Here is a 23,165-nt window from a genome sequence, read left to right as displayed (position 1 = left end):
GGCTCGTGGTTGGTCGCTCAGTCACCGAGCGGCTGGCGTTCGCCGCCGCCGCGATGCGCGTCCAGCGTGTGCTTCATGCGGCGCAGCAACTCGCGGCTTTCTTCGGGTTGCGCGAGCGCCAGTTCGGTCACGAGTACGTCGAGTGCCATCATCATCGCGTAACGTGACGACGACGGCTTGTAGATGAAATCGGTCTCGCTCGCGACGATCGGCACGAGCCAATCGGCGAGCGCGGCGAGCGGCGAAGCCGGCGCGGTGAGCGCGACGAGCTTTGCGCCGTAGTCGTGCGCGATGCGGCATGCGTCGACGAGTTCGGGCACGCGTCCTGTTACGGAAAGCGCGACGACCACGTCTTCGGGCGAAAGCGTGCTCGCCACCATGCGCTGCAGCAAGCTGTCCTGGTACGAAGCCACCGGACGGCCCAGGCGCACGAGGCGAAAGCGCATTTCATCGGCGAGCGCACTCGAGCCGCCGCCCATGCCGAACACGTAGATCATGCGAGCCTGCGCCAGCGCCGCGGCAGCCTGTGCGAGCGGCGCCTGGCAAAGCAGTTCGTGGTTACGCGCGAGCGCCGTGTGAATTTCGTCGTAGACGCGCGTGGCGAGCGGCTCGGCTTCGCCATTGGCGTCCGCGGCACGCAGTTTGCCGCCGCCTTCGGACACGCCGGCGCCGCCGCGCAGGAAGCGGTCGCCCACGGCGGCCGCCTGCGCGAGCCGCAGCTTGAGTTCGCGCACGTCGTGGCAGCCCACCGCCTTCGCGAAGCGCGTGACGGAGGCGACGCTCACGCCCGCGCGCTGCGCCAGCTCGCCGATGCTCGCGCGCGCGGCGCTGGCAAGATCGTCGAGAATGAGCGCAGCGACGTCGCGTTCGGCCGGACGCAGTTCGGGCACGCATTGCGCAATACGCGCGACGATGTCGAAGCGGGCCGGATCGGCGGCGGTGTTCATTGCAGGGAGTCTGTTAATAAATAACAATTCACGAAGCGATGTTACTTTGTGTACTATCTCCGAGTCAACGGCGATCCTGAAGATGCCGGTGTAGCGGAGTCGCATGAAGCATATGGAGCGAAGGGAAATGAAAGTTACAAACTATCAGAGTGCAACGATCGACCCGAACAGCAAGGGCCTCGGCAACGTACCGGGCGCAAGCGTGCCGCTCGGGGACGCAGGGCGCCTCGAATGGAATTTACTCGAAGAGGACGTGAGCCTGCCTGCTGCGGTGCTGTATGCCGACCGCGTCGAGCACAACCTCAAATGGATGCAGGACTTCGTCACGCGCTATGGAGTGAAGCTCGCGCCGCACGGCAAGACGACGATGGCGCCGCAGCTCTTTCGCCGCCAGATCGAAACGGGCGCGTGGGGCATCACGCTCGCCACGGCGCACCAGACGCGCGCCGCCTACCGCGGCGGCATCTCGCGCGTGCTGATGGCAAACCAGCTCGTGGGCCGCCGCAACATGGCGATCATCGCCGAGCTGCTCAGCGACGCGAGCTTCGAGTTCTTCTGCCTCGTCGATTCGGTGGAAGGCGTGGAGCACCTGGGCGAGTTCTTCCGCGCGTCGGGCCGCACGCTGCAGGTGCTGCTCGAACTGGGCGTACCGCGCGGCCGCACGGGCGTGCGCGACGCCGACACGCGCAATGCCGTGCTCGCGGCCATCGCGCGCTATCCCGACTCGCTGAAGCTAGCGGGCGTGGAAATCTACGAGGGCATCCTCAAGGAAGAAAGCGAAGTGCGCACCTTCCTGCGCGACGCGCTGAACGTCACCCAGGAACTGGCCTCAGCGGGCCGCTTCGCACGCACGCCCGCGCTGCTTTCGGGCGCCGGCTCTGCGTGGTACGACATCGTCGCGGAAGAGTTCGCGCCGGCCACGCAGGCGGGCGCGATCGACGTGGTGCTTCGCCCCGGCTGCTACGTGACGCACGATGTGGGCGTCTACAAGCAGGCGCAGTCGCAGATCCTCACGCGCAACCCTGTGGCCCGCGAGATGGGCGTGGCGCTGCTGCCCGCGTTGCAGCTCTGGGCCTACGTGCAGTCGATTCCTGAGCCTGGCCGCGCCATCATCGGTTTCGGCAAGCGCGACGCGGCATTCGACGCGGGCTTTCCTGAGCCGTCGCGCCACTATCGCCCCGCGAACGGCGGCACGCCGCGCGAGGTGGCGGCAAGCGAAGGCTGGGAAGTGTTCCAGATGATGGATCAGCACGCCTACCTGAAGATTCCGGCGGGCGCGGACCTCAAGGTCGGCGACATGGTCGCGTTCGACATCTCGCACCCCTGCCTCACGTTCGACAAGTGGCGTCAGGTGCTGATGGTCGATGCGAAGTATCGCGTGACGGAAGTGATCGAGACGTTCTTCTAAGCGCGGCGCGTATCGGTGCAGGCTTAGCCCGCTTCGGGCTCGGCCTCCTGAGCCTGCGCGAGCGCGGCCGCCGCCATCGCGGCCTCGCCGATGCGCGCCTCCATCATCCCCAACGCGCCCGACAGCGCCGAGAGCGCGTCGTCGGGCAGCGACATCGTCACGTTCAGGAACGCGTTGCGGCGCGGCAGGCCCTCTTCGGTGACGGCGCGGCCGGCGTCGGTCAGCGTCACGTTGGTGATGCGGTTGTCGCGCTCGTCGGCGCGCCGCGCGATCCAGCCGAGCGCCTCCAGCGCCTTCAATTGCCGCGTGAGCGCGCCCGGGTCCACGCGCAGCCGCTCGACGAGCCGCTTTTGCGACGACTCGCCGTCCTGCTCGTAAAGCGCGAGCAGAATGCGCCAGCGCGGCAGCGGCTGCCCGACCTGCGCCTCGAACGCCGACATGAACGCCCGATAGGTCCGTCCAAACTGCTGCACGATGGCGATGCGATCCTGAATTTCCATGCTTTGTTTTCCTGCCGGCTTCGTTGCCGCGCGTTTGCGTGCTTCAGTGCCGGTATCCGCTAGAGGCGGAGGGTCTCAATCCGCGTGAATCACGGGCTCCACCTTGCGCTGCAGCTTGACCGGCGGCACGCGCCGGGTTTGCCAGATCGACACCACCGCGATCGCCGCCGCCACAGCAATGCCCAGGTGAATCGCGCCCACCAGCGCCTCGCGCGCGGCTTCGAGCAGCGGCGCGCCATTATGCCCGGCGTGGGCGAGATCGGCGATCAGCGAAGCCTGCGCGTCGCGGTTGATGAGGATCTGCGGGTCGGAGAGTTGCGGCAGCCAGTGCGTAGCGTGATCGGCGTCCAGCGCGCGTTGCACGCCGCTCGAATAGAGCTGCGTGACCATCGTGCCGGTGAGCGCCGTGCCGATCATGCCGCCGATCATCCGCAGCGACTGCAGCAGCGCGGTGGCGATGCCCAGATGCTCGCGCCCCGCGGTCTGCTGCGCGAACACCGTGAGATTCGGCATGACGAAGCCCAAGCCGATGCCAGCCACGATCATGAGCGTCATGAGCAGGCCGCGCGGCGTGCTGCGCGTGGCGAGCGCGACGGCGAAGCAGGCCACGGCGATCATCGCAAAGCCGATGTAGAGCATCAGGTTCGGATTGCGGATACGCGAGACGATGCGCCCGTTCGCGATACTGCCGATCGTGATGAACACCACGAGCGGCGTGATGACGACGCCCGCTTCCTTCGGCGTCATGCCGAAGCCGCCCTGGAACAGCAGCGGCGCGTAGAACAGCAACGAAAACATCGTGAAGCCGCCCAGCACGGCGAGCGTGAAAAGCGCATTCAGGCTCGCGTTGCGGAACATGTCGACAGGCAGGATGGCCTGCGGACAGCGCCGCTCCCATTGCCAGAGCGCCCAGCCGGCCGCCAGCGCAAGGGCGAGCAGGCCGATGGCCGAAGCGGTGAGACCGCGTCCCGGCAGGCGTTCCACGAAAAGCTGCAGGCTGCCGAGCGCGACCGCGATGAGGAGCGCGCCTGGCCAGTCGAGCCGCATGCGCTCCTTGTGCGCGACGTGGCGCAGATGCGGCAGATACTTCCAGACGAAAAACAGCGAGAGCAGGCCAACGGGCAGATTCACGTAAAACACGGAACGCCAGCCGCAATACTGCGTGAGAAAGCCGCCGAGCGACGGCCCGACTGCATTGGCGATACCGAAAGCGGAACTCATGAGCACCTGCCAGCGCAGGCGCACGACGGAATCGGGGAAGAGATCGGGAATGCAGGCGAACGCCGTGCCGACCAGCATGCCGCCGCCGATGCCCTGCAGCCCGCGCGCGATCACGAGGAACAGCATGCTGTTGGCCGCGCCGCACAGCACCGAAGCGGCGGTGAAAACGACGATCGAGGCGATCACGAACGGCTTGCGCCCGTAATAGTCGCCGAGCCGCCCGAAAATGGGGACGGTGATAACCGAAGTGAGCAGATAGGACGTGGCGACCCACGCGTAAAGCTCGAAGCCGCGCAGTTCGGCGACGATGGTCGGGAGCGCGGTGCCCACGACGGTCTGGTCGAGCGCAACGAGCATCGTCACGAACGAGACGCCGAGCATCGCTAGCAGCGACTCCCGGAACGGCAGAACCTGCCCGCTCGAATGGTGGGCGGCGGTATGAACGGCCATTTTTTGATCCAGCAACGGTTGACGCGTCAAAGATTGATCATCATATCACGGTCCGATCCACTACACTGGGACGTCGAGCGGCGGCAATGCCCGCCGTCGTAGCTGAAAATCCGGGAGCGCAATGGAACCCACAACCGAACCCACAGCCGCAGATCCGGCCCGCACAGGCGCCGCCGCGGCCCTCACCGAGGCCGATCTCGACGCGCTGCGGCACGCCAAGCATCAGCTCGAAACGCCGCCGCTCGGCATGAAGCTCGCAGCGATAGTGGGGGCGCCGGTGGAAAAGCTGATCGCGCGGCTGCCTGGCGTCGCGAACGACAAGGTGACCGAGGCGACGCAAATCGCGCTGCGCAAGTGTCTGCAGCTCGCGCTGAAAACGCTCGGCAAGCAAGGCGCCCTCTCCACCGCCGAACCGCGCACGAGCAAAAAGCCGAGCAACCTGCTGCACAAGTTCGCGGTGGCGACCACGGGCGCGGCGGGCGGCGCGTTCGGCCTTTTCGCGCTGCCGGTCGAGCTGCCCGTCACGACCACGCTGATGTTTCGCTCGATTTGCGACATCGCGCGCAGCGAAGGCGAGAGTCTGGCCAGCACCGATACGCAGTTGCAATGTCTGACCGTGTTCGGCATGGGCGGCCGCTCGGCCGCCGACGACGAAGCCGACTTCGGCTATTTCATCGCGCGCGGCGCGCTCGCGAAGGCGGTATCGGCGGCATCGTCGGAAATGGCGACGAAGGGCTTCGCCGCGCACGGCTCGACCGCGCTCCTGAAGCTCATGCAGACCGTGGCCGCGCGCTTTTCCGTGCAGGTGAGCGAGCAGGTCGCGGCGAAATCGATACCGGCCATCGGCGCGGTGCTCGGCGCCATGATCAATACCGTGTTCATCGACCATTTCCAGCAAGTGGCGCATGGGCACTTCACCGTACGCAGGCTCGAGCGCCGCTACGGCGAAGCCGCCGTGCACGCGGCCTATGACGCGATCGACGTCTCGCTCGATTGAGGCGGCTGCGGGTTCTCGTCGCCGCGCGCCGGCGCGGGGGTCACGCGGCGCACGAAGCGCGCGGCGACGTCGAGCGTGCTGCGCGCTTCGGGCATGAACGGCGCATAGATCGGCCAGATATGCGGCATGCCGCTGGCAATCTCGCACTCCACCGACACGCCGTCGGCACGCGCGCGCTCGGCGACGCGGCGCGTGTCGTCGAGCAGCGTTTCGGAGCTGCCCACGAAGAGGCTGAGCGGCGGCAAGCCGCGAAAGTCGGCATAAAGCGGCGACACGTAGGGATCGGTCGCGCTGGCCGAGCCGAGGTAGAACGGCGCAATGCGCGCGAATACCGCGCCGCTGAACATGGGATCGCGCCCGTCGTTCTCGCGTATCGAAGCGCCGGTCGCCGCAAGATCGGTCCAGGGTGAAAAGAGCACGGCGCCAGCGGGGAGCGCGTCGCCTGCGTCGCGCAAGGCGACGAGCGTCGCAAGCGCAAGGCCGCCGCCCGCCGAATCGCCGCCAATCACGATCGAGCCGGGCCGCGTTCCTTTTGCCAGCAAATGGCGATACGCGGCCAAAGCGTCTTCGAGCGCGGCGGGAAACGGATGCTCGGGCGCGAGGCGATAGTCGAGCGAGAAGACGTCGGCGCCGGCGCGCTTGCCCAGACCAAACGAAATCGCGCGCTGCGAGCGCGGCGAGCAGAAGTAATATCCGCCGCCATGCAGATAAAGGAGCGTGCGCTGCGCGGGCGAGCGCTCGCGGATGAGCCACTCGCCGCGCATCGGGACATCGGAAGCGTCGTACTGTTCGCGCAAGCGCCAGCCGCTCGGCACGCCCGGCGTCCAGATGCGCCTCGCCGTCAGCATGCGCACGCGCGCCACGTTGATCGACTTGCGCGTTTGCGGCAGAAAAGTGCGGCGCAAAAACCTGCAGATTAGTCTGCTTTGCCAGCTCATCGGCTCAGCCCTCCGCAGCACTCAAACCAGGCTCAACCAGACTCGGCGGCGGTCGATCGATATCGTCCCGCAATCAGACTTCGATTGCGGGAACGCGCGGCGCGCACAGTACGGCGAGTGAGGCGAACGATTGCGCGCCGGTCAATTGGCGGGCAGCACCTGGCCGCGAATCTCGCCTGACGGGTTCTGCGCCGTATGAATGTTGAAATACCACTGGCCGCCCATCAGCTGCGTAACCTGCTGCTCGTTGAGCGTGGCGGAACCCTTGATCGGACTCGCCAGTTCGCCCTTCGGAATCGGTACCTGCACGCCGGCATTCTGTCCAACTGGCGCGGGGCCGTGGAAGTGCGCGGCCGCCGCCGGGCCGGAGAGGCCTTCGTAGGTGATCGTCCAGTTCAGCGTTTTCGTGGACGTGTCGAAGGTGGCGTTGAGCATGCCGTGGCCCTGGCTCACGCGCGGCGGGACTTCGCTGGACGGTTCGAGATCGGCCTTCAGCGCGACGGTGTCGGCATACGCGGCGCTGGAGGCGAGGACACACAGAGCGAGAGCGAGCTGCAGCGGACGAAACAAATTCATGGAATTTCTCCTGTTTTTGTGGCGCGCTGCACCAGAAGGCGCAAAACCGCGCTCTCACATGCTAGAGCAAATCCGTTGGGCGCGTCCGCTGCGCCGATGTCGGCCCAACGTAAGCTGCGTGCAATAAAAAATGCGCAGTAAGCGGCGCCTTGCAACCCAGGTACTCCCTTCCTGCCATCGGGTGTTGCCACCGAATTCCTGGAAGCGATGGCGAAGAGCCGTTCGAGGTGCGTGGGCGCAACACCGAATTGATTGGCATAGCGAAGTTTATTGGCGCCGTTGTTTGACGAACCACCATTTGCCCAACGTGCACGTTCCAGCAAGAACACGCTCGTTCGCCGACTGCACGGTCGAATAATTTGCCGGCATGACACCGCTGCAGCAAGCGCGATTACCTGCACTTCCTGTAATAGTTAATTGATCGAAATTGTCTCGATTTCTCGTCGCACGGCGACTAACCTATCAAGTGCGAGAAGTGACTCTTCATCGAAGGGTCTCCAAGCTTGAACGCGGCTTCGGCCGCGTTTTTTTTCGCCTGTTTTTAGCCCTCTATTGCCCGCGCCCGTCGATTTCCTGATGTACATCATTCACGCGAGCAGCGCGGCTTGCTGCTCGATTCCGACGAGCATCGCCTGGCAAGTACGGATGAGCGCATAGCCTTCTTCACGCAGTCGCTCGGCAGTGTGACTGTTCATATGACCGCGAAACGTCTCGAGCTCGGCGAGCAGCGCTGGGTACTGCAGCACGCCCACCGCACCGGCAAGCCGGTGATGCCATTCGCGTAAGCGCGCGACGTCGGCTTGTTCGAGAAGCGGCGGCAAGGCGTCCAGGTCGTCGCGCATCGCCGAAACGAACGAGCCGAGCAACGTCTTCACGGTCGCCTCGCCGCCCCAAACCTGGATCATATGCGCTAGATCCAGCGGCTCGAACGTCCGTGCGTTTGCAGGCTTTTCCGCGAGCTTTCCGCCGCAACCGTCGCGCGCAGCGCGAGCCGACTCCGAAGCCCCCGACGACCCCGAAACCTTCGACGCTCTTGAGGGCCGTGACTCCGCTTGTCCGTTCGCGTCCGCCTCGCGTGCCGCTTCGTCCTGCAGGGTGCGCTGCATGCCCTCCACGCCGAACCAGCGCGCGAGATGCTCGCGCAGCGTGGCCACGCGCGTGGGCTTGACGAGGCAATCGTCCATGCCCGCTTCGCTGCACTGACTCACGTTCTCGGGCGCCGTATTCGCCGTGATGCCGAGTATCGGCAAGCGCCGCACGCCGCGCGCCTTCTGCTCCATTTGGCGTATGCCCCGCGCGAGATCGTAGCCCGAGACGTTCGGCATATGACAGTCGGTTATCAGGCAGCCGTATTCGCATTCGGCCAGCGCTTCGAGCGCCTTCGCGCCGTCGTCGACGACGTCGCACGCGAACCCGATCAACGCCAGTTGATGACGGATCAGCTCCTGATTCACCGGATGGTCCTCCGCCACGAGGATGAGGCGGCCGGCTGCACGTTCCTGCTCGCGATCGGGCGCCGGGAGCGTCGTCTGCGCATCGGCGGCGGGACGCGACGGGCTGGCAACCTTGACCGGCAGCCCCGCCAGCGCCAGCGCACAAACGGCGCTCAAGCCACGCCAGGACAGCGGGTTGACGCTCACGCGCACTCCGCTCTCGGCGACGCGATAGCCGCTCGGCTTCGGGTTCTCCGTCAGGCAAAGCACAGGCGCGCCGAGTTTGCCCAAGCGCCCGACCAGCGCTTCCGCCACGAATATCAGATCGGCCTTGTCCGCCTTCGCGGCGCGGACGAGGTCCGCTGGCGCGACGCGGCGCATTTGCATGCCGAGCGCCGCGCAAAAATGCATCAATGCGGCGGCAACGCTCGCGTCCTCGCATGCCACGAGCGCGCGCTTGCCGCGCAGCCCGGCGGCCGTGCCGCTACGCACCTCCACGGGCAATTCGATATGCAGCGTCAGGCTGGTGCCGCGATCCACTTCGCTCTCGAGTTCGAGCGCGCCGCCCATCAGCGCCGCGAGCTTGCGGCAGATCGTGAGGCCGAGCCCCGTGCCGCCGAAGCGTCGCGTGGTCGAGGTCTCGGCCTGCACGAACGGCTCGAAGAGCTGCGCCTGCGCTTCGGACGCGATACCGATTCCCGTGTCGGCCACCGAGATCGAAAGCCGCTGGCAGACAGGCGCGCCGCCGCACGCGCCGATATCGCGTGCGCTAACGTGCACGCTCACTTCGCCCGCCGGCGTGAACTTGATTGCATTGCTGAGCAGATTGAAGAGGATCTGCCGTAGCCGCACGCTGTCGCCGCGCAAGAGCGCCGCGACCTCCGGCTCCACATCCACGCGCACTTTCAGCCCCTTCTCGTGCGCACGCGCGGCCAGCAGCCCGACGGCGTTGTCGACGAGTTCGCGCACGTCGAACGGCTGCGAGTCGATCACGAGATGGCCGGCCTGGATCTTCGAGTAGTCGAGCAGATCGTCGAGTATCTGCAGCAGTGCCCCCGCCGATTCGTGCACCATGGCGACCATTTGCGCCTGGTCGGGGTTCAGCGGCGTGCGCTCGAGCACTTCGACGAGACCCAGCACGCCGTTCATCGGCGTGCGGATCTCGTGGCTCATCATGGCGAGAAAATCGTCCTTCGCCCGAGAAGCCGCCTCCGCGGTATCGCGTGCGTGCTCGAGTTCGTCCGCACGCGCGTGCTCGACGTTCGCATCCAGCGCATAGCCGCTCCAGACGATCGCGCCGTCCTCCGCGCGGCGCGGCGCGAACTCCGCGCGCACCCACACGAATCCGGCCGCGCCTTGAAAGCGGAACTCGGCGTGCACGGGCATGAACCGCCGCGCGGAGCGTTCGAGCTGCGAGGCAAGGCGCGCGCGATCATGTCGCGCCACCCGCGAGAGATCGACCGAACGAGCGCGGCGAAGCGCGTCGACGGTGTCGCCGAGGAGCCGCTGCGTGTCGCCGCCAATGTACGGAAACGAGTAGCGGCCATCGGGCGCGCGTCGCAACTGGAACACGATCGCGGGCAGCGAACCCGTCACCTCCGAGAGCAGCCGCTCCGATTCGCGTTCGCGCAACTCCGCGCGGCGAATGTCGGTGACGTCGATCAACGTGCCGAGTACGCAGAACGGCGCGCCCCGCGAGTCGCGGCACACACGCGTCCAGAAAATGCCGTGGCGAGCCTCCCCATCCGCGTTCTCGAAGATCAGTTCGACGGGCTGGCTGTCCCCCTCGACGATCGTGAGCCGGTAGAGATCATCCATGCGGCGGCTGTTTTCGGGCCCCCATGCCATCACGGCCGAACCCGTGCGCCCAAGCACGCGGGCGCGCGCGAGACCCGTCGATTCTTCGTAGGCGCGATTGATCGCGAGGTAGCGGTTTTCGAGATCCCGTGCGCAGAGCGGATACGGGATCATTTCCGTCATCGTGTCCTGCAGTTCCACCTGGCGCGCGAGGACCTGCTCCGCGCGCCGCCGTCTGTGCATTTCGCGCTGGAGCAGCACGTAGGCGCGCAGCGTGACGAGAAGCAGCACGCCGAACACGATCAGGAGCGGCAGCAGCCGCAGCGCGTTCACGCTCCAGCCGCCGGCCCGGGTGGAGACGGCGGCGGTCCAGCGATTGCGGATCTGCTGCTGTTCGACGGGCGACATCGCGTCGAGCGCGCGATTGATGAGCCCTGCGAGCGGCGCAAGATCGCCGCGCACGGCAAGCGCCGTCGAATCGCCGGCGCCTGCCGCGCCCAGCACCTTCAGCGTGTCGAGATAGGCGCCGCTGAGCGGCTCGTCGAGTGCGGCCGCGTTGCCCACCAGCACATCGGCCTCGTTGCGAGCGACCATGGTGAGCCCCGCGTCGAGGCTTGCGGCGCGCACGACGTGCGTACCCGGCGGTTCGCGCATTTCCGGCACGTGCGGCGCCAGCACGATGCGGCGGCCCGCGAAGTCGGCAAGCGAGCGCGCCATCGCCTCGTCGCGCCGCCCCACCATGACGAGCGGATAGTGCTCGAACGCCTCCGTGTAGACCACGCCGGAGCCGAAAACGCCGTCGCTCACCGAGGTCACGGCAAGCGCGATCTCGCCACGCTGCAATGCGGCCCCAGCGCTCCTCCAGGGAGAAATCGGCACGAACTCGAAGGTAGCGCCAAGGGTGCGCCCCAGATAGCGGAGATAGTCGGCGGCCATACCCGACGGCTCGCCGGCCTTGTTCGAGAAGCTGAACGGGAGCCAGCCGCTGTCGTAGCCCACTTTCAGCGGCGGCGCGGCGCGCAGCCACGCGCGCTCTTCGACGCTCAGGCTGAACGCAGACGGCGACGCCTCTGCCGGCGCGCCGCCTACAAACCAGCGAGCCCGCTCGGCCGCTGCCGCGGCGGGCCGCATGCCAGCAAGTAGACGGTCTAGCCGATCGCGCAGGACCGATTTGGAGACCGGCACGGCATAACGCAACTCGCGCATGCGCCCGCGCTCCTCGAAGGCGACGCGCAGCTGACCGAATCCATTGAACGCAAGCTGATAGTGCGCCACGGGCGAAAAGCCTGCATAGACATCGGCCTTGCCCTGATCGACGGCGCGCAGCGCTGCCTGCGTGCTCGCAAAAGTTTCGAAGCGTGCCTGCGCGAAACGCTCCCGCAATACGGATTCGAGGGCGTAGCCGCGCTCGACTGCGAACGTCGCATGCGCGAGGCGCGCCGGCTGGGTCGCGAGCGCGGTATTCCCGGCACGCGTGACAAATGCCGTGGTGCCGCTCAGGTACGGCATCGTGAAAGCGAGACAGCGCTCGCGCGACGGCGTGCGCGCGAGGCTCATCACGATGTCGATATCGCCTGCGCAGGCCGCGGCGAGCAACGCTGGCATGTCTGCGAAGGCGCGTGGCTCAAGCTTGACGCCGGCCCCGGCGAGAAGGCGCAGATAGTCGGCGCTGAAGCCGGTGAGCGTGGCGCCGTCGAGCACTTCGAGCGGCGCCCAGCCCCCCTCCACCACGCCGACGACGAGCTGCGACGGCAACGCCGTGCTGACCTGCTGCGAAAGCTCGACGCCTTCGTTTGTCCGCTCAGACGAAGTCGCAGCGCTTGCCGTCGCGGCGGAAAACGCGAGCACGCATGTCGCGACGAGCGCGCCGAGGTACGCGAACATGCAGGCGAGCCGGCACGCAAGTCCGCGCCCCCGCCACGATGCCGCCGGACGCGCGCGAAGACGGAACATGCAGTGAATCGACTTCATCGGCGCGCAGCAGACTGGATTTCAAACGCCGTCGCGAGATGGCATGGGGACAATGCGCGAGCGGCGGCTCACGAGGCGGTACACCACGCCAGCTGCGGCGCCCCCCAGCAACGGCGCCGCCCAGAAGAGCCAGAGCTGATCGAGCGCCCACTCGCCGACGAACAGCGCCGGACCGGTCGATCGCGCCGGATTCGCGCCGCCGTTGCTCACTGGAATGGCGATGAGATAGATGGCGGCAAGGCAAGCTCCGACGGCGAGCGCGGCGGTCTTGCGGCGTGCAGCCGTGCTCGACATCAGAAGATGGAAGAGGACGAACACGAATGTCGCAGCCACTTCCAGGAGGAACACGGCGCCGAGGGCGTAGTCGGTCGGCGAATGATCGTCATAGCCGTTGCTACCTAGGTCGGACACCGCAACGGAAAAGCCCGGGCGCCCGCTCGCCACGCGTACGAGCAAGGCCGCGCCGAGAATGGCCCCGATGGTTTGCGCGGCGAGGTAGGGCGCGGCGTCGCGCACCGGAAAGCGCCCGGAAACCGCGTAGCCAATCGTGACGGCGGGATTGAAGTGGGCGCTCGCCGCGCGCGCAGCGGCATAGTTCGCCACCGTTAGCGCGAGCCCGAATGCCGCGGCCATTTCGAGAACGTCGAGCCCCTGGGAGGGCGGGCTCGCGTTGAGCGCCGTGGCTGCGCAACCCGCGAACACGAGCCACGCAGTACCCGCACCCTCGACCGCCAAACGCCTACCGAGCTTCATTCTTTCCTCTCCGTGTCCGGACTCCACCACAGCCCTGGTCCGACCTGGCCGCCCTTCGATCGCATTCCCGGGACGGCAATATCTGACAAACCGTGCGTCGAGCTTGGAATTATGGAGAGACGATTCCTGCAATCAGATAGGAGAACTCTTAAAACGCTTGGCGCATTGCGCAAGACACGGTGAGAGAAATGCCTGCGAACACTCGAATAAATTGAGGCGCGCCACCTGGGGATGAATCAGGTCAGCCCCACCTGCATGGCAAAGTCGATCAGATCACGCTCCGTGACGAGCCCCAGCTTGCGCATCGTGCTGCGCTTTTGCGCGCTGATGGTTTTGTTGCTGCGCTGAAATCGCTGGGCAATCTGGCGCACCGACATACCCTGCGCGTAAAGCTGGAACACCTCCCATTCGCGCGCGCTCGGCACACCCGAGCAGGGGGCGCACGCGGCGCCGGTGCGCGCGAGCGTTTCGCGAGCGTGGCTTGAGAGAAACTGCATGCGCTCGCGCGCGGCGGCAACAGCGAGCAGGAGATCGTGCGCGACGTCGCGCTTGTCGACGATGACGTTCAGGCCGTAATGCATCAGACCTGTCAGAACGCGCGGCGTCGACATCATGCTCAGCACGACGACCGCTGGCGCGCCTCGTGTTTGCGCGAGGCGCCTCAGCAGGGTGAGGGAGCCATATTCGCCGTCGAGCCCCGGCATGCAAAGATCGGAAATGACGACGTCGCAGTCGCTCATATCGAGCTGCGTGGCAAGCGCAAGCGTGTTGCTGGCTTCGCCGACGACGAGGCCTCGCCCCGTTGCGTGCAGCAGGCTGGCCACGCCGAGCCGGATGCACGCGTGGTCGTCGGCAACGATCACGCGCAGCGGCTTGCCCGTGCGAAGTGTGTCTTTTCGTATGGCCTGGCTAGCGTGCATGGGAGACCTCGTGTGGGAAGAAGCGCTCAGTTGTGCTCGCCCGGCGTGACCCCGCATTCGACCGCCAGGCGATAGAGCTCGATATCGTTGCTGAGCGCGAGCTTCTTCATCGCCGCGCACTTTTGCGCGCTGATCGTTTTGACGCTGCGCCCGAGCAGACCTGCGATTTCTGTCACGCCGAGTCCGGTCGAATAGTGCGTGATGACCTCGAATTCACGCCGCGTGAGAATGCGGTGGACCTCTTCGCGCCGCGCGGCGTGCGCCGCTTCCGTGAGCAGGTCGCGCACGACGGGCCCGACGTATTGTTCGCGTGCCATCGCCGACATGATCGCAACCGGGATCAGGTCGATGCGATCACGCTTGCTGAGTACCGCTGCCACCTCCATCTCAACGGTCTTGCGTAGCACCGTCGCCTCGCTTTCCATGGTGAGCACGACCACCGCCTTTTGCGGGAACGCGGCGCGAAATACGCGGATGGCCTCGGGTCCGTCCAGTTCGCCGGGGAAGCCCATATAGAGGTCCATCAGAACGAGATCGAACGCGTGCTGCGCTGCGGCTTCGAACAGCTCGGACACGCTGCGCGCACGCGCGACGATCTGCACGTTGGGATGGTTGGCGAGCATGCCCTCCAGCGCATACACAACGAGCGGATGATCGTCGGCGATGATCACGCGCACCGGTGCCGCGACGTCGGCGTGCTGTTTTTCGTGCTCGCGGCTGGCGCGCTGGGTAGCGGTAGCCGCAGCGGCATCGTCCGAGAGCGGCGCGGGAAGGGGGGTCATAGAAGTCCGTGTGCCCTGACGAAGGCGAAGAGTCCCGCGTCGTTGCTCACGCCGAGCTTCGCCATGGCGTCGCGCTTCTGGCTGCTCACTGTGCGTACGTCGCGGCCGAGGGCGCGCGCGATTTCCGTGATCGAACTGCCGCTCGCGAATTTGCGGATCACCTCCGATTCGCGCGGCGTCAAACGGGGCACACACATGTCGGGCGGGCAGGCGGCGGCCGCGAGTTCGCGCTCGATGGCCGGACTGAGATGGGCGCGACCTTGTGCGGCGCCGCGCACGATGGCGGCGAGTTCGTCCATCCGCTCGGTTTTACGCAGTATGGCGACCACGCCCGAGTGCGCCACCGCGCGCAGGAGGACGGCATTCGCGACGCCGGTCAACACGACCACGGGGATATGAGGCCAGTCGCGACGCAAACGCCGCACGAGGCGCAGGCCGTCCTCGGCCTCGCCGGAAACAGGCGGCATGTTGAGGTCGGTGACCACCACGTCGCACGGGACGGTTTCGAGCGTCTGCAATAACGCTTGCGCGCTGCACGCTTGCCCTACGACCTCGATATCGTCTTCAGCGAGGAGCGCCGAGCGAACGCCAAGCAGAACGAATGGATGATCGTCCGCGAGAACGACACGTAACTTCACGCTGAATCTCCTTCGAGGCGGACTTGCGTGGGTGCGATGCGCCGCGCGAGCGCACCGGCAACCCACAACATCGTCAAGGTCGTTCATCTGACCATTGAAACGCCGCCGTCGAAATCGGAGATTTCTGAAACGTTAAATGATTGCTTATCTTCTGCTTGTGTATGAGTTATGCCGGAGCGCGTTGTCGACTCTCGCCAGCGCGCCCGGCATCGCTGCGCTCGCGAGGCGCCGTGAATGCGGGCCATGCCAGCGCGGCGCAAAGCGCGGCCGCCACCCAGACCGCCGGCCACCCGAACCACGACAACAACAGCGGGATCGCCGAAGGCGCGACGAAGAACGCAACGAAAGCACCGGTGTTGCCCATCGCGAGCGCGGTTCCCACCCGACCGTTGCCCGCGAGCGTCGCGAGTTCGGTGAAGGCAACGCCATGCCACGCGGAGGCGGCGATACCGCCAAGCACGATCACCACAGCAAGCAGCGTCACGAACGCCGCGCTTGCGCGGTGCGTGGGCGATGCAAAAGCCGTCAGCGCGGCAAGCACAACGAACAGCGCGACGGTGAGCGCCGCACAGCCGCGCAACCAGATGCGCCGGTCGCCATGCCGGTCGGTCCAACGCCCGCCGTACACACGCATGAACGCCGCACCGCCCTGCACTGCCGCAAGCGTCGCGCTGACGGCCGCCGTACCCGCATGGCCGACGTCATGCAGGAAAATACTGGCGAACGAAAGCACGGCCACCTGGGGAATGCACAGCACGCCAATGCCCGTCACCATGCGCCATACGGTTACGCTGTGCAGCGGCGAGACTGCGCGTTGCGCCTGCGCGCCCGATTCGTGAGAGACAAGCGGCGCATGCGCGGCGCCACTCTCGTGCGCGGGCTCGTGCAGCCAGACTATTGTGAGCACGGTGGAGACCACGCACATCGCAGCGAGCGCACCGTACACGGCCGCGAATCCCGCATGCTCGGCGAGCGCGGGCAGCACGAGCGCGCCGAGCCCGCCGCCAGTTGGCACGGCGGTTTGGCGGATGCTCATCGCCAGGCCCCGCTCGTGAGTGGCGAACCACGCCATCACCGCGCGCCCGCTCGAGCCGTTCACGCTTCCTCCAAGCAGGCCGAGCGAGAGCAGGCCAACCGCGAGCGTCGTCGCGCTGGGCGCTTGCGCGCCCGCCGGTGAACCCCACAGCGCCATCGCGACGAGTGCAAGTGCTGTCGTGGAGAGCCCCGTGAGCAGCACGCGCCGGTCGCCCCATCGATCCGTCAGGAGTCCCCACGGAAGCTCACTCAGCACGATGCCGAGTCCCAGCATGCCGAGCACGACACCCAGTTCGCCCGTGCCGATGCGGTAATCCGAGCGGATCAACACGCCTGTTGCGGGAATGCCGCCGAGCGCCGCCGCAAAACTGGCGTTCGCCGCCACACCTACCGCGAGCACTTTCCAGCGGTGCGCCGCGCCCCGCGTCGTACTGCGTCCCATGATGACCTCCAGAAATCGTTTGACTGAGGGCATCGTAGAGGCGCAACATCTATCGGAAAAGCGGGAAATTCCAATCTCATGATTCGGAATTTCCGAACCATGAGATTGCAGGAAACGTAAAGGATCAGGCTAAACCATGAGCGCACGCGGTTTCGACCTCGCGCAGTTGCGCACGTTTATCGCCGTGACAGAAGCGGGCAGTGTTTCCGCGGGGGCGGAGCGAGTATTCCTCTCGCAGTCGTCGGTGAGCGAACAGCTCAAGAAGCTCGAAGAGCGCGTAGGCCAGCCGCTTTTCGTGCGCAGCAAGCAGGGCATGTCCGCCACGCCCGCGGGCGTGAAACTGCTCGACCACGCGCGCCGTATCGTCGCGCTTTGCGACGCCGCCTTCGACGACATGCTCGGCCGCTCGCTCGACGGCGAAGTACGCATTGCGATCACGGACTATTACCGGCCGCACGACGTCGCGGAGATCATCCGGCGCTTCGCGAACCAGCATCCGCGCCTGCGTCTGCATGTGACTGTGCTGCCGAGCGCCGTGATCGACAGCAGCGCCGACGAGAACGCCTACGACATCGGGTTATCGCTGCGGCTGATGGAGGAAGGCCGCAGCACGCACAAGAGCACGTCGATACGGCGCGAAAAACTGGTGTGGGTGGGCGCGGCGCAAACGCTGCGCGAGCGGCCCGCGCTCACGCCGCCCTGGCCGCTCGTGCTGCTGCCGGCGACCTGCCAGTTGCAGCGGCGCGTCGTGAGGTTGCTCGATGAAGCGCGCATGCCCTACCTGATTTCGCATTCGGCTTCGGGCGTGGCCGGGCTGCAGCTCGCGCTCAAAGCGGGACTGGGCATCTCGTGTCTGAACGAGTCGGCGATCGGCGAAGGACTGTTGCCCTGCCCGGCTTCATTCGGCTTGCCTGCGCTGCCTGCGGCCGAATTCCATTTGCTGCCGGGCCAGCCTGGCGAGTCCGCGCACGTGACGAACGCGCGCGCGGCGCTCGCGGAACTGCTCGCTTAAGTTAAGTTCAGGCGCTTTAGCCCGCGGCCTGAACCAGTTCGGCAAAGCGCAGCAGGTCGACGTTGCCCCCGGAGATGAGCACGCCCACGCGCTTGCCGCGCACGTCCACCTTGCCGTGCAGCACCGCCGCCGCAGCGAGGCAGCCGGTGGGTTCGACCACGAGCTTCATGCGGCTCGCGAAGAATTTCATCGTATCGACGAGTTCCGCGTCGCTCACGGTGACGATCTCGCTCACGCGCTCGCGGATCACCGCAAAGGTCAGGTTGCCGAGATGCTGGGTTTGCGCACCGTCGGCAAGCGTCTTCGGCGTGTCGATGTGGACGATCTCACCCGACTGCAGGCTGCGCTGACCGTCGTTGCCGGCCTCCGGCTCGACGCCGATCACCGTGCACGCGGGCGAGAGCGCATGCGCGGCGGTCGCACAGCCCGAGAGCAGCCCGCCGCCGCCAAGCGGCGTGAGCAGCAAGTCGAGCTCGCCCGTTTCCTCGAACAGCTCCTTGGCGGCTGTGCCCTGCCCGGCCATCACGTGCGCGTGGTCGTACGGCGGAATGAGCGTGAGGCCGCGCTCGGCCGCGAGCCGTTTGCCGAGTGCCTCGCGGTCCTCGGTATAGCGATCGTAAAAGACGACCTCGCCGCCATAGCCGCGCGTGGCCTCCACCTTCACCGCGGGCGCGTCGTGCGGCATGACGATCACGGCCTTCACGCCGAGCAGACGCGCCGACAACGCGATCGCCTGCGCGTGGTTGCCCGACGAGAACGTGATCACGCCGCCCGCCTTCTGCTCCGGCGTGAACTGCGCGATCGCGTTATAGGCGCCGCGGAACTTGAACGCGCCCATGCGCTGCAGGTTCTCGCATTTGAAGAAAAGCTGCGCGCCCGTGCGCTCGTTCGCGGTGCTGGAAGTCAGAACCGGCGTGCGGTGCGCGACGCCACGCAGGCGTTCGTGGGCGGCGGCGACGTCTTCGAAGGTAATAGGCAGAGTGCTCATGGTCGTTCTTCGGCTGGCAGGTAGGTGTACACGGTCGAGCGCGCTACGCCGAGCGTGGTGGCCACGTCGGCGAGCGCATGTCGCAGGTTCAGCATTCCGTTTGTCGCGAGTTCGCGCACGGCCTCGCGGCGCTGCGCGAGCGTCATGCCGATGGGCGTGGTGTTGCGCGTGGCGGCGAAGCGTTCGAGCGCCTCGCGCACACAGCCCACGCCGCGCGGCGCGAGCGTTTCGGCGACGGGCGCAGCCGTGCTGGTCTGGATCAGCTGGCCGAGGCCCGCCGTCACCGCGCCGATCAGCGACACATCCATGTTCAGGCAGAGGGCCGCGACGTACTCGCCCGCGCTGTTTTTGAGGCCGATGGATGTGCTCTTGGCCGGACGCCCGTCGGGAAAGCGGTTCGGATAGTTGGCCACGACTTCGGGAAAACCGGAGTCGGTGATGCGCGCGAGACCCATTTCGGTGGCGGCGTCGCCGACTTGCCGTCCTGACAAATTGTTCGCGATCGCCACGACGGAGTGCTCGGGCCGAGTGAGGTCGTGCAGCACCACCTCGACTAGCGGCGCGAGCGTCTGGCCGAGCGCGGCGACAATCTTCTCGCCTTCGCGCAGGAGCAGCGCGTTTTCGTCAGTGGAATGGCCGGAACGGGTTTTGCGGGTTGGCATCATGATGTTGGACATTTTGACAGTTAATGACTGAATGTCAATCTTTGAAATTGATCGCTCAGAGTTGCCGTGCATGGCCACCCGATGCGCGAAAAAAAACCCCGCCCGAAGGCGAGGTCAATCAGACACGAAGAAACACTACAGACTGCATTGCCACTCAAACCGTGAAGCGCTCGCTGACGAACTGCGCGGACGGCACGCGTGCGCGCGCCGCCACCGCCTGCGCGGCGCTCACCATCGCGGGCGGACCGCAAACGTAAAGGTCGGGCGCTGCACCACCCTCCGCGAGCGCGGCGGCGAGCGCGTCGACGGGGGTGCTGTGCGAGCCTTGCCAGCCATCACCCGCTTCACGCACGCAAAGCTCGACGTGCAGTTGCGGCAGCACCGCCCGAAGCGCGTCCAGTTCGTCGAGCAGGAAAAGCTCGCTCTCGCGATTCACGCCGTAAAAGAGCCGTGCATCGTTCATTTCCCCGAATTCGGCCATGCGGCGCAGCATCGAGAGCACGGGCGCGAGACCCGTGCCGCCCGCCACGAACCAGCGCGGGCGCAGACTGTCGGCGATCAGACCGAAGCCGCCTTGTGGACCGTGAACGGTGAGGACGTCGTCCGGCTGCGCCCGCTCGCGCAGATACGCCGAAAACTCGCCTTGCGGCCGCAGCCGGATCAGGAACTCGAGACGCCCTTCCCAGTTGCTCGTGTTGGAAAGCGAGAACGGGCGCTTCACGCCGCCCTCCGGCAACTCCAGCTCCGCGAACTGCCCCGCTTCGAATTCGGCGGCGCTGCCGCTCGTTTGGTCGGCTTCGAGCAGCAGTTCGAGACGGCGCGTGTCGTCGGCGATCGTTTCCAGCGCGGCAATGCGCGCCGTACGCGCGGCAACCGGCTGCAGCAACACCTTCGTGCCGTCGTACGGCGCCGCGACGCGCAAGTCGGCCGAAGGTTTCGTGCGGCACAGCAGAACCGCGTGCGGGTCGCCGGACGGCAACGCGTCCGCGCTGTGATCGCCGAGCGTGTACGCCCCTTCGGTCACGGTGGCGTGGCACGCGCCGCAGCTGCCGCGCCGGCACTGCGAGGGCAGCGTGATATCCGCCGCCGCCGCCGCGCTCAACACGTCCTGCCCCGGCTCGCACGCGAAGCCGAACGCCTGGCCGTCGCGTGTGGTGAGCTCGATTTGATAACTCATGACGTTTTCACCCGCGCTCAAGCGGCCTTGCGTGCGAGCGCCGCGGCGAGGTCCGCTTGCGCCTCGCCGATCGGCGAGATACCGAACTGCTTGACGAGGATGTCGAGGACGTTCGGCGTGAGGAAGGCGGGCAACGTCGGTCCGAGATGGATGTTGCGCAGGCCGAGCGCAAGCAGCGTGAGCAGCACCGCAGCAGCCTTCTGTTCGAACCACGACACCACGAGTGTGAGCGGCAGATCGTTCACACCACAGTCGAAGGCCTTCGAGAGCGCGATGGCGATCTGGATCGCCGAGTAGCTGTCGTTGCACTGGCCCAGATCGAGCAGGCGCGGAATGCCGCCGATGTCGCCGAACTGGTGACGGTTGAAGCGGTACTTGTTGCAGCCGAGCGTCATGACGACGGTGTCGTCGGGCGCGCCCTGGGCGAACTCGGTGTAGTAGTTGCGGCCGGGCGCGGCGCCGTCGCAGCCGCCGATCAGGAAGAAGTGGCGGATCTGACCGGCCTTCACCGCGTCGATCACCTTGTCGGCCACGCCGAGCACCGTGTTGCGTGCAAAGCCGATGGTGATGGTTTCCTCCGGCACCGTTTCGCGGTAGCCCGGCAGCGCGAGCGCGGCCTGCACGACCGGCGCGAACGCGTGATGCTCGAGATGGCGCACACCGGCCCAGCCTACCGGCCCTGTCGTGAAGATGCGCTGGCGGTACTGCGGCAGCGGCTCGATCAGGCAGTTGGAGGTCATCAGGATCGGGCCGGGAAAGTTCGCGAAGTCCGATTGCTGGTCCTGCCATGCGCCGCCGTAGTTGCCTGCCAGATGCGGATAAGCCTTGAGCTTCGGGTAAGCATGTGCGGGCAGCATCTCGCCGTGCGTGTAGATCTGCACGCCGGTGCCCTGGGTGGCTTCGAGCAGCGCCTCCAGATCGCCGAGGTCGTGGCCCGAGACCAGGATGGCTTTGCCCGCCGCCGGCGTCACGCGCACGGCAGTGGGTTCGGGCATGCCGAAGCGGCCCGTGTTCGCTGCATCGAGCAATTCCATGACCTTGAGGTTCAGGTTGCCGAGCGCGAGCGCATGTTCAAGGATATCGCCCGCCTGCGTGGGTTCGCTCGCGAGAAACACGAGCGCCGCCTCCACGCCCGCGTAGACCTCTTCGCTCTCGTAACCGAGCACGCGCGCGTGATGGGCGTAGGCACACACGCCTTTCAGGCCGTAGAGCACGAGGGCGCGCAAGCCCACGACATCCTCGCCCACCTTCGGGAGCCCGGCCCTGATGCCGACGAGCGCGGCCTGCGCCTGCAGTTCGGCGAGATCGTTGCCCGGTTGCCAGAGCGCTGCGCCGCCCGGCTGCGCAGCGGCGACGCCTTGCGCGAGGGCGAGCGCCTCGCAGGTCGACTTCACGCGATCGCGGTGTTGCGCGGCCTCGCGCAGCATCGCCACGAAACGGCTGGCGTTGAAGTTGACGTTGGTGAGCGTTGTGAACAGCGCATAGAGCATGAAGCGGTCGGCTTCGCGATCGGGGCTGCCGAGGCCGCGCGCGAGCGCGCCATACTGTGCGATGCCCTTGGCCGCGTAGATCAGCAGGTCCTGCAGATCCGCAGTCGTGGCGTCCTTGCCGCAGTTGCCCTTGGCCGAGGCACACCCCGGTGTGGCCTGGGTGCGGTCGGTCTGTTCACATTGATAGCAAAACACGGCTTTCTCCTTTTCCTTGTGGGGTGACGGCGCGAGCAGTCTTGTAAGATGCAAAATTAATGCATCTTTTAAATGGTCGCGCGCCGGCCGGAGTTTTGCCGTGACAAAAATCAGAAAACGTGTCGCTTAGGGCGCAGAAGCGACTGTCTGTGCGAAAACGTCGCAGCGGGTCGGCGCTCAACTCGCCTGGTTCGCTCGGTCCGCACGCACAAATGAAAAGCCCCGCCTCGACCGCAAGGTCGAGGCGGGGCTTCAGGCCCTGCAAATGCGTTCGGACGTTTTAGAACGGAATATCGTCGTCCATCTCGTCGAAGCCGCCGCCAGCCGGCGCGTTCGAACGGCCACCGCTTGCGCCGCCGCCAGCACCGCCACCGCTCGAGCGCGGCGCGCCGCCACCGCCCGAAGCACGGCCGCCGCCGCGCGGTGCGGATTGCTCACGGCTGTAGCCGCCGTCGTCACCCATGTCGCTGCCCGCCGAGGCGCCGCCGCTGCGGCCACCCAGCATCTGCATCTGGTCGGCGACGATTTCCGTCGAGTAACGGTCGGTGCCGTCCTGCGCTTGCCACTTGCGCGTGCGGATGCGGCCTTCGATATACACCGACGAGCCCTTCTTCAGGTACTCCGAGACGATTTCGGCCAGGCGCCCGAAGAACGACACGCGGTGCCATTCGGTCATTTCCTTGAACTCGCCGGACGCCTTGTCCTTGTAGCGGTCGGTCGTGGCGAGGCGAATGTTCGCCACGGCGTCGCCGCTCGGCAGATAGCGCACTTCCGGTTCGGCGCCGAGGTTGCCGACGAGGATCACCTTGTTCACGGATGCCATGAATTTC

20 protein-coding genes are annotated in these 23,165 nt (G+C 66.4%); 3 read left to right on the top strand and 17 right to left on the bottom strand.

The window, feature by feature from the left end; genetic code table 11:
- Positions 1 to 17: 17 nt before the first annotated feature.
- Positions 18 to 947: a MurR/RpiR family transcriptional regulator gene (locus tag E1N52_RS09690; RefSeq protein ID WP_133182289.1), complete on the bottom strand. Its 930-nt coding sequence runs from the start codon at positions 945 to 947 to the stop codon at positions 18 to 20.
- A 127-nt stretch (positions 948 to 1,074) separates the two neighbouring features.
- On the opposite strand from E1N52_RS09690, the gene E1N52_RS09685 reads away from it, so the two are divergent.
- Positions 1,075 to 2,355 carry an amino acid deaminase gene (locus tag E1N52_RS09685; protein WP_133182287.1) on the top strand — a complete coding sequence of 427 codons (1,281 nt, stop codon included), beginning with the start codon at positions 1,075 to 1,077 and terminating at the stop codon, positions 2,353 to 2,355.
- Between the two features lie 23 nt (positions 2,356 to 2,378).
- Here the strand turns inward: E1N52_RS09685 and E1N52_RS09680 are convergent, their stop codons facing one another.
- Both E1N52_RS09680 and E1N52_RS09675 read right to left on the bottom strand, forming a co-directional pair.
- Complete coding sequence (locus E1N52_RS09680; protein ID WP_133182285.1) at positions 2,379 to 2,855, bottom strand: MarR family winged helix-turn-helix transcriptional regulator; 477 nt, start codon at positions 2,853 to 2,855, stop codon at positions 2,379 to 2,381.
- A 75-nt stretch (positions 2,856 to 2,930) separates the two neighbouring features.
- Entirely contained in the window at positions 2,931 to 4,526 is a 1,596-nt protein-coding gene (locus E1N52_RS09675; protein ID WP_133182283.1) for an MDR family MFS transporter, read from the bottom strand.
- 121 nt (positions 4,527 to 4,647) lie between these two features.
- Between E1N52_RS09675 and E1N52_RS09670 the strand changes: the two genes are divergently transcribed.
- Positions 4,648 to 5,523, top strand: a complete 876-nt coding sequence (locus tag E1N52_RS09670; RefSeq protein ID WP_133182281.1) for an EcsC family protein — start codon at positions 4,648 to 4,650, stop codon at positions 5,521 to 5,523.
- On the opposite strand, the gene E1N52_RS09665 is transcribed toward E1N52_RS09670, so the two are convergent.
- The 9 genes from E1N52_RS09665 to E1N52_RS09625 form a co-directional block, all read right to left on the bottom strand.
- Positions 5,493 to 6,461 (bottom strand): alpha/beta hydrolase, encoded by a 969-nt coding sequence (locus E1N52_RS09665; protein WP_133182279.1) that lies wholly within the window; start codon positions 6,459 to 6,461, stop codon positions 5,493 to 5,495. The two genes, E1N52_RS09670 and E1N52_RS09665, sit on opposite strands and share 31 nt — an antisense overlap.
- A 141-nt stretch (positions 6,462 to 6,602) precedes the next feature.
- On the bottom strand, positions 6,603 to 7,037 hold the full coding sequence (locus tag E1N52_RS09660) for a CHRD domain-containing protein (RefSeq protein ID WP_133182277.1): 435 nt from the start codon (positions 7,035 to 7,037) through the stop codon (positions 6,603 to 6,605).
- Positions 7,034 to 7,366 carry a hypothetical protein gene (locus E1N52_RS09655; RefSeq protein ID WP_133182276.1) on the bottom strand — a complete coding sequence of 111 codons (333 nt, stop codon included), beginning with the start codon at positions 7,364 to 7,366 and terminating at the stop codon, positions 7,034 to 7,036. Before E1N52_RS09655 ends, E1N52_RS09660 begins: the two co-directional genes overlap by 4 nt.
- A 258-nt stretch (positions 7,367 to 7,624) precedes the next feature.
- Positions 7,625 to 12,220 carry an ATP-binding protein gene (locus E1N52_RS09650; protein ID WP_165979354.1) on the bottom strand — a complete coding sequence of 1,532 codons (4,596 nt, stop codon included), beginning with the start codon at positions 12,218 to 12,220 and terminating at the stop codon, positions 7,625 to 7,627.
- 39 nt (positions 12,221 to 12,259) lie between these two features.
- Positions 12,260 to 12,991: an aquaporin gene (locus tag E1N52_RS09645; RefSeq protein ID WP_133182273.1), complete on the bottom strand. Its 732-nt coding sequence runs from the start codon at positions 12,989 to 12,991 to the stop codon at positions 12,260 to 12,262.
- A 236-nt stretch (positions 12,992 to 13,227) separates the two neighbouring features.
- Positions 13,228 to 13,911 (bottom strand): response regulator, encoded by a 684-nt coding sequence (locus tag E1N52_RS09640; RefSeq protein ID WP_133182271.1) that lies wholly within the window; start codon positions 13,909 to 13,911, stop codon positions 13,228 to 13,230.
- Between the two features lie 26 nt (positions 13,912 to 13,937).
- On the bottom strand, positions 13,938 to 14,693 hold the full coding sequence (locus tag E1N52_RS09635; protein WP_133182269.1) for a response regulator: 756 nt from the start codon (positions 14,691 to 14,693) through the stop codon (positions 13,938 to 13,940).
- On the bottom strand, positions 14,690 to 15,331 hold the full coding sequence (locus E1N52_RS09630) for a response regulator (protein WP_246089010.1): 642 nt from the start codon (positions 15,329 to 15,331) through the stop codon (positions 14,690 to 14,692). The genes E1N52_RS09635 and E1N52_RS09630 overlap by 4 nt, the downstream gene beginning before the upstream one ends.
- Positions 15,332 to 15,497: 166 nt before the next feature.
- On the bottom strand, positions 15,498 to 16,808 hold the full coding sequence (locus tag E1N52_RS09625; RefSeq protein WP_133182266.1) for an MFS transporter: 1,311 nt from the start codon (positions 16,806 to 16,808) through the stop codon (positions 15,498 to 15,500).
- 136 nt (positions 16,809 to 16,944) lie between these two features.
- On the opposite strand from E1N52_RS09625, the gene E1N52_RS09620 reads away from it, so the two are divergent.
- Positions 16,945 to 17,820 (top strand): LysR family transcriptional regulator, encoded by an 876-nt coding sequence (locus E1N52_RS09620; protein ID WP_133182264.1) that lies wholly within the window; start codon positions 16,945 to 16,947, stop codon positions 17,818 to 17,820.
- Between the two features lie 16 nt (positions 17,821 to 17,836).
- Here the strand turns inward: E1N52_RS09620 and E1N52_RS09615 are convergent, their stop codons facing one another.
- The 5 genes from E1N52_RS09615 to E1N52_RS09595 form a co-directional block, all read right to left on the bottom strand.
- Positions 17,837 to 18,808: a threo-3-hydroxy-L-aspartate ammonia-lyase gene (locus tag E1N52_RS09615; protein WP_133182262.1), complete on the bottom strand. Its 972-nt coding sequence runs from the start codon at positions 18,806 to 18,808 to the stop codon at positions 17,837 to 17,839.
- Positions 18,805 to 19,473 carry a helix-turn-helix transcriptional regulator gene (locus E1N52_RS09610; RefSeq protein ID WP_205965597.1) on the bottom strand — a complete coding sequence of 223 codons (669 nt, stop codon included), beginning with the start codon at positions 19,471 to 19,473 and terminating at the stop codon, positions 18,805 to 18,807. Before E1N52_RS09610 ends, E1N52_RS09615 begins: the two co-directional genes overlap by 4 nt.
- 154 nt (positions 19,474 to 19,627) lie before the next feature.
- Positions 19,628 to 20,650, bottom strand: a complete 1,023-nt coding sequence (locus E1N52_RS09605) for a 2Fe-2S iron-sulfur cluster binding domain-containing protein (protein WP_133182260.1) — start codon at positions 20,648 to 20,650, stop codon at positions 19,628 to 19,630.
- A gap of 17 nt (positions 20,651 to 20,667) precedes the next feature.
- The gene (hcp, locus tag E1N52_RS09600; RefSeq protein WP_133182258.1) at positions 20,668 to 22,335 is read right to left on the bottom strand and encodes a hydroxylamine reductase; all 1,668 of its coding nucleotides are present in this window, start codon (positions 22,333 to 22,335) and stop codon (positions 20,668 to 20,670) included.
- A 280-nt stretch (positions 22,336 to 22,615) separates the two neighbouring features.
- Positions 22,616 to 23,158 (bottom strand): single-stranded DNA-binding protein, encoded by a 543-nt coding sequence (locus E1N52_RS09595; RefSeq protein ID WP_133182256.1) that lies wholly within the window; start codon positions 23,156 to 23,158, stop codon positions 22,616 to 22,618.
- Between the last annotated feature and the right edge of the window lie 7 nt (positions 23,159 to 23,165).

Source organism: Paraburkholderia guartelaensis, from assembly GCF_004353905.1.
Taxonomy (GTDB): Bacteria; Pseudomonadota; Gammaproteobacteria; order Burkholderiales; family Burkholderiaceae; genus Paraburkholderia; species Paraburkholderia guartelaensis.
The sequence above is the reverse complement of the archived record's forward strand: the minus strand, read 5'-3'. Positions and strand labels throughout refer to the sequence as shown.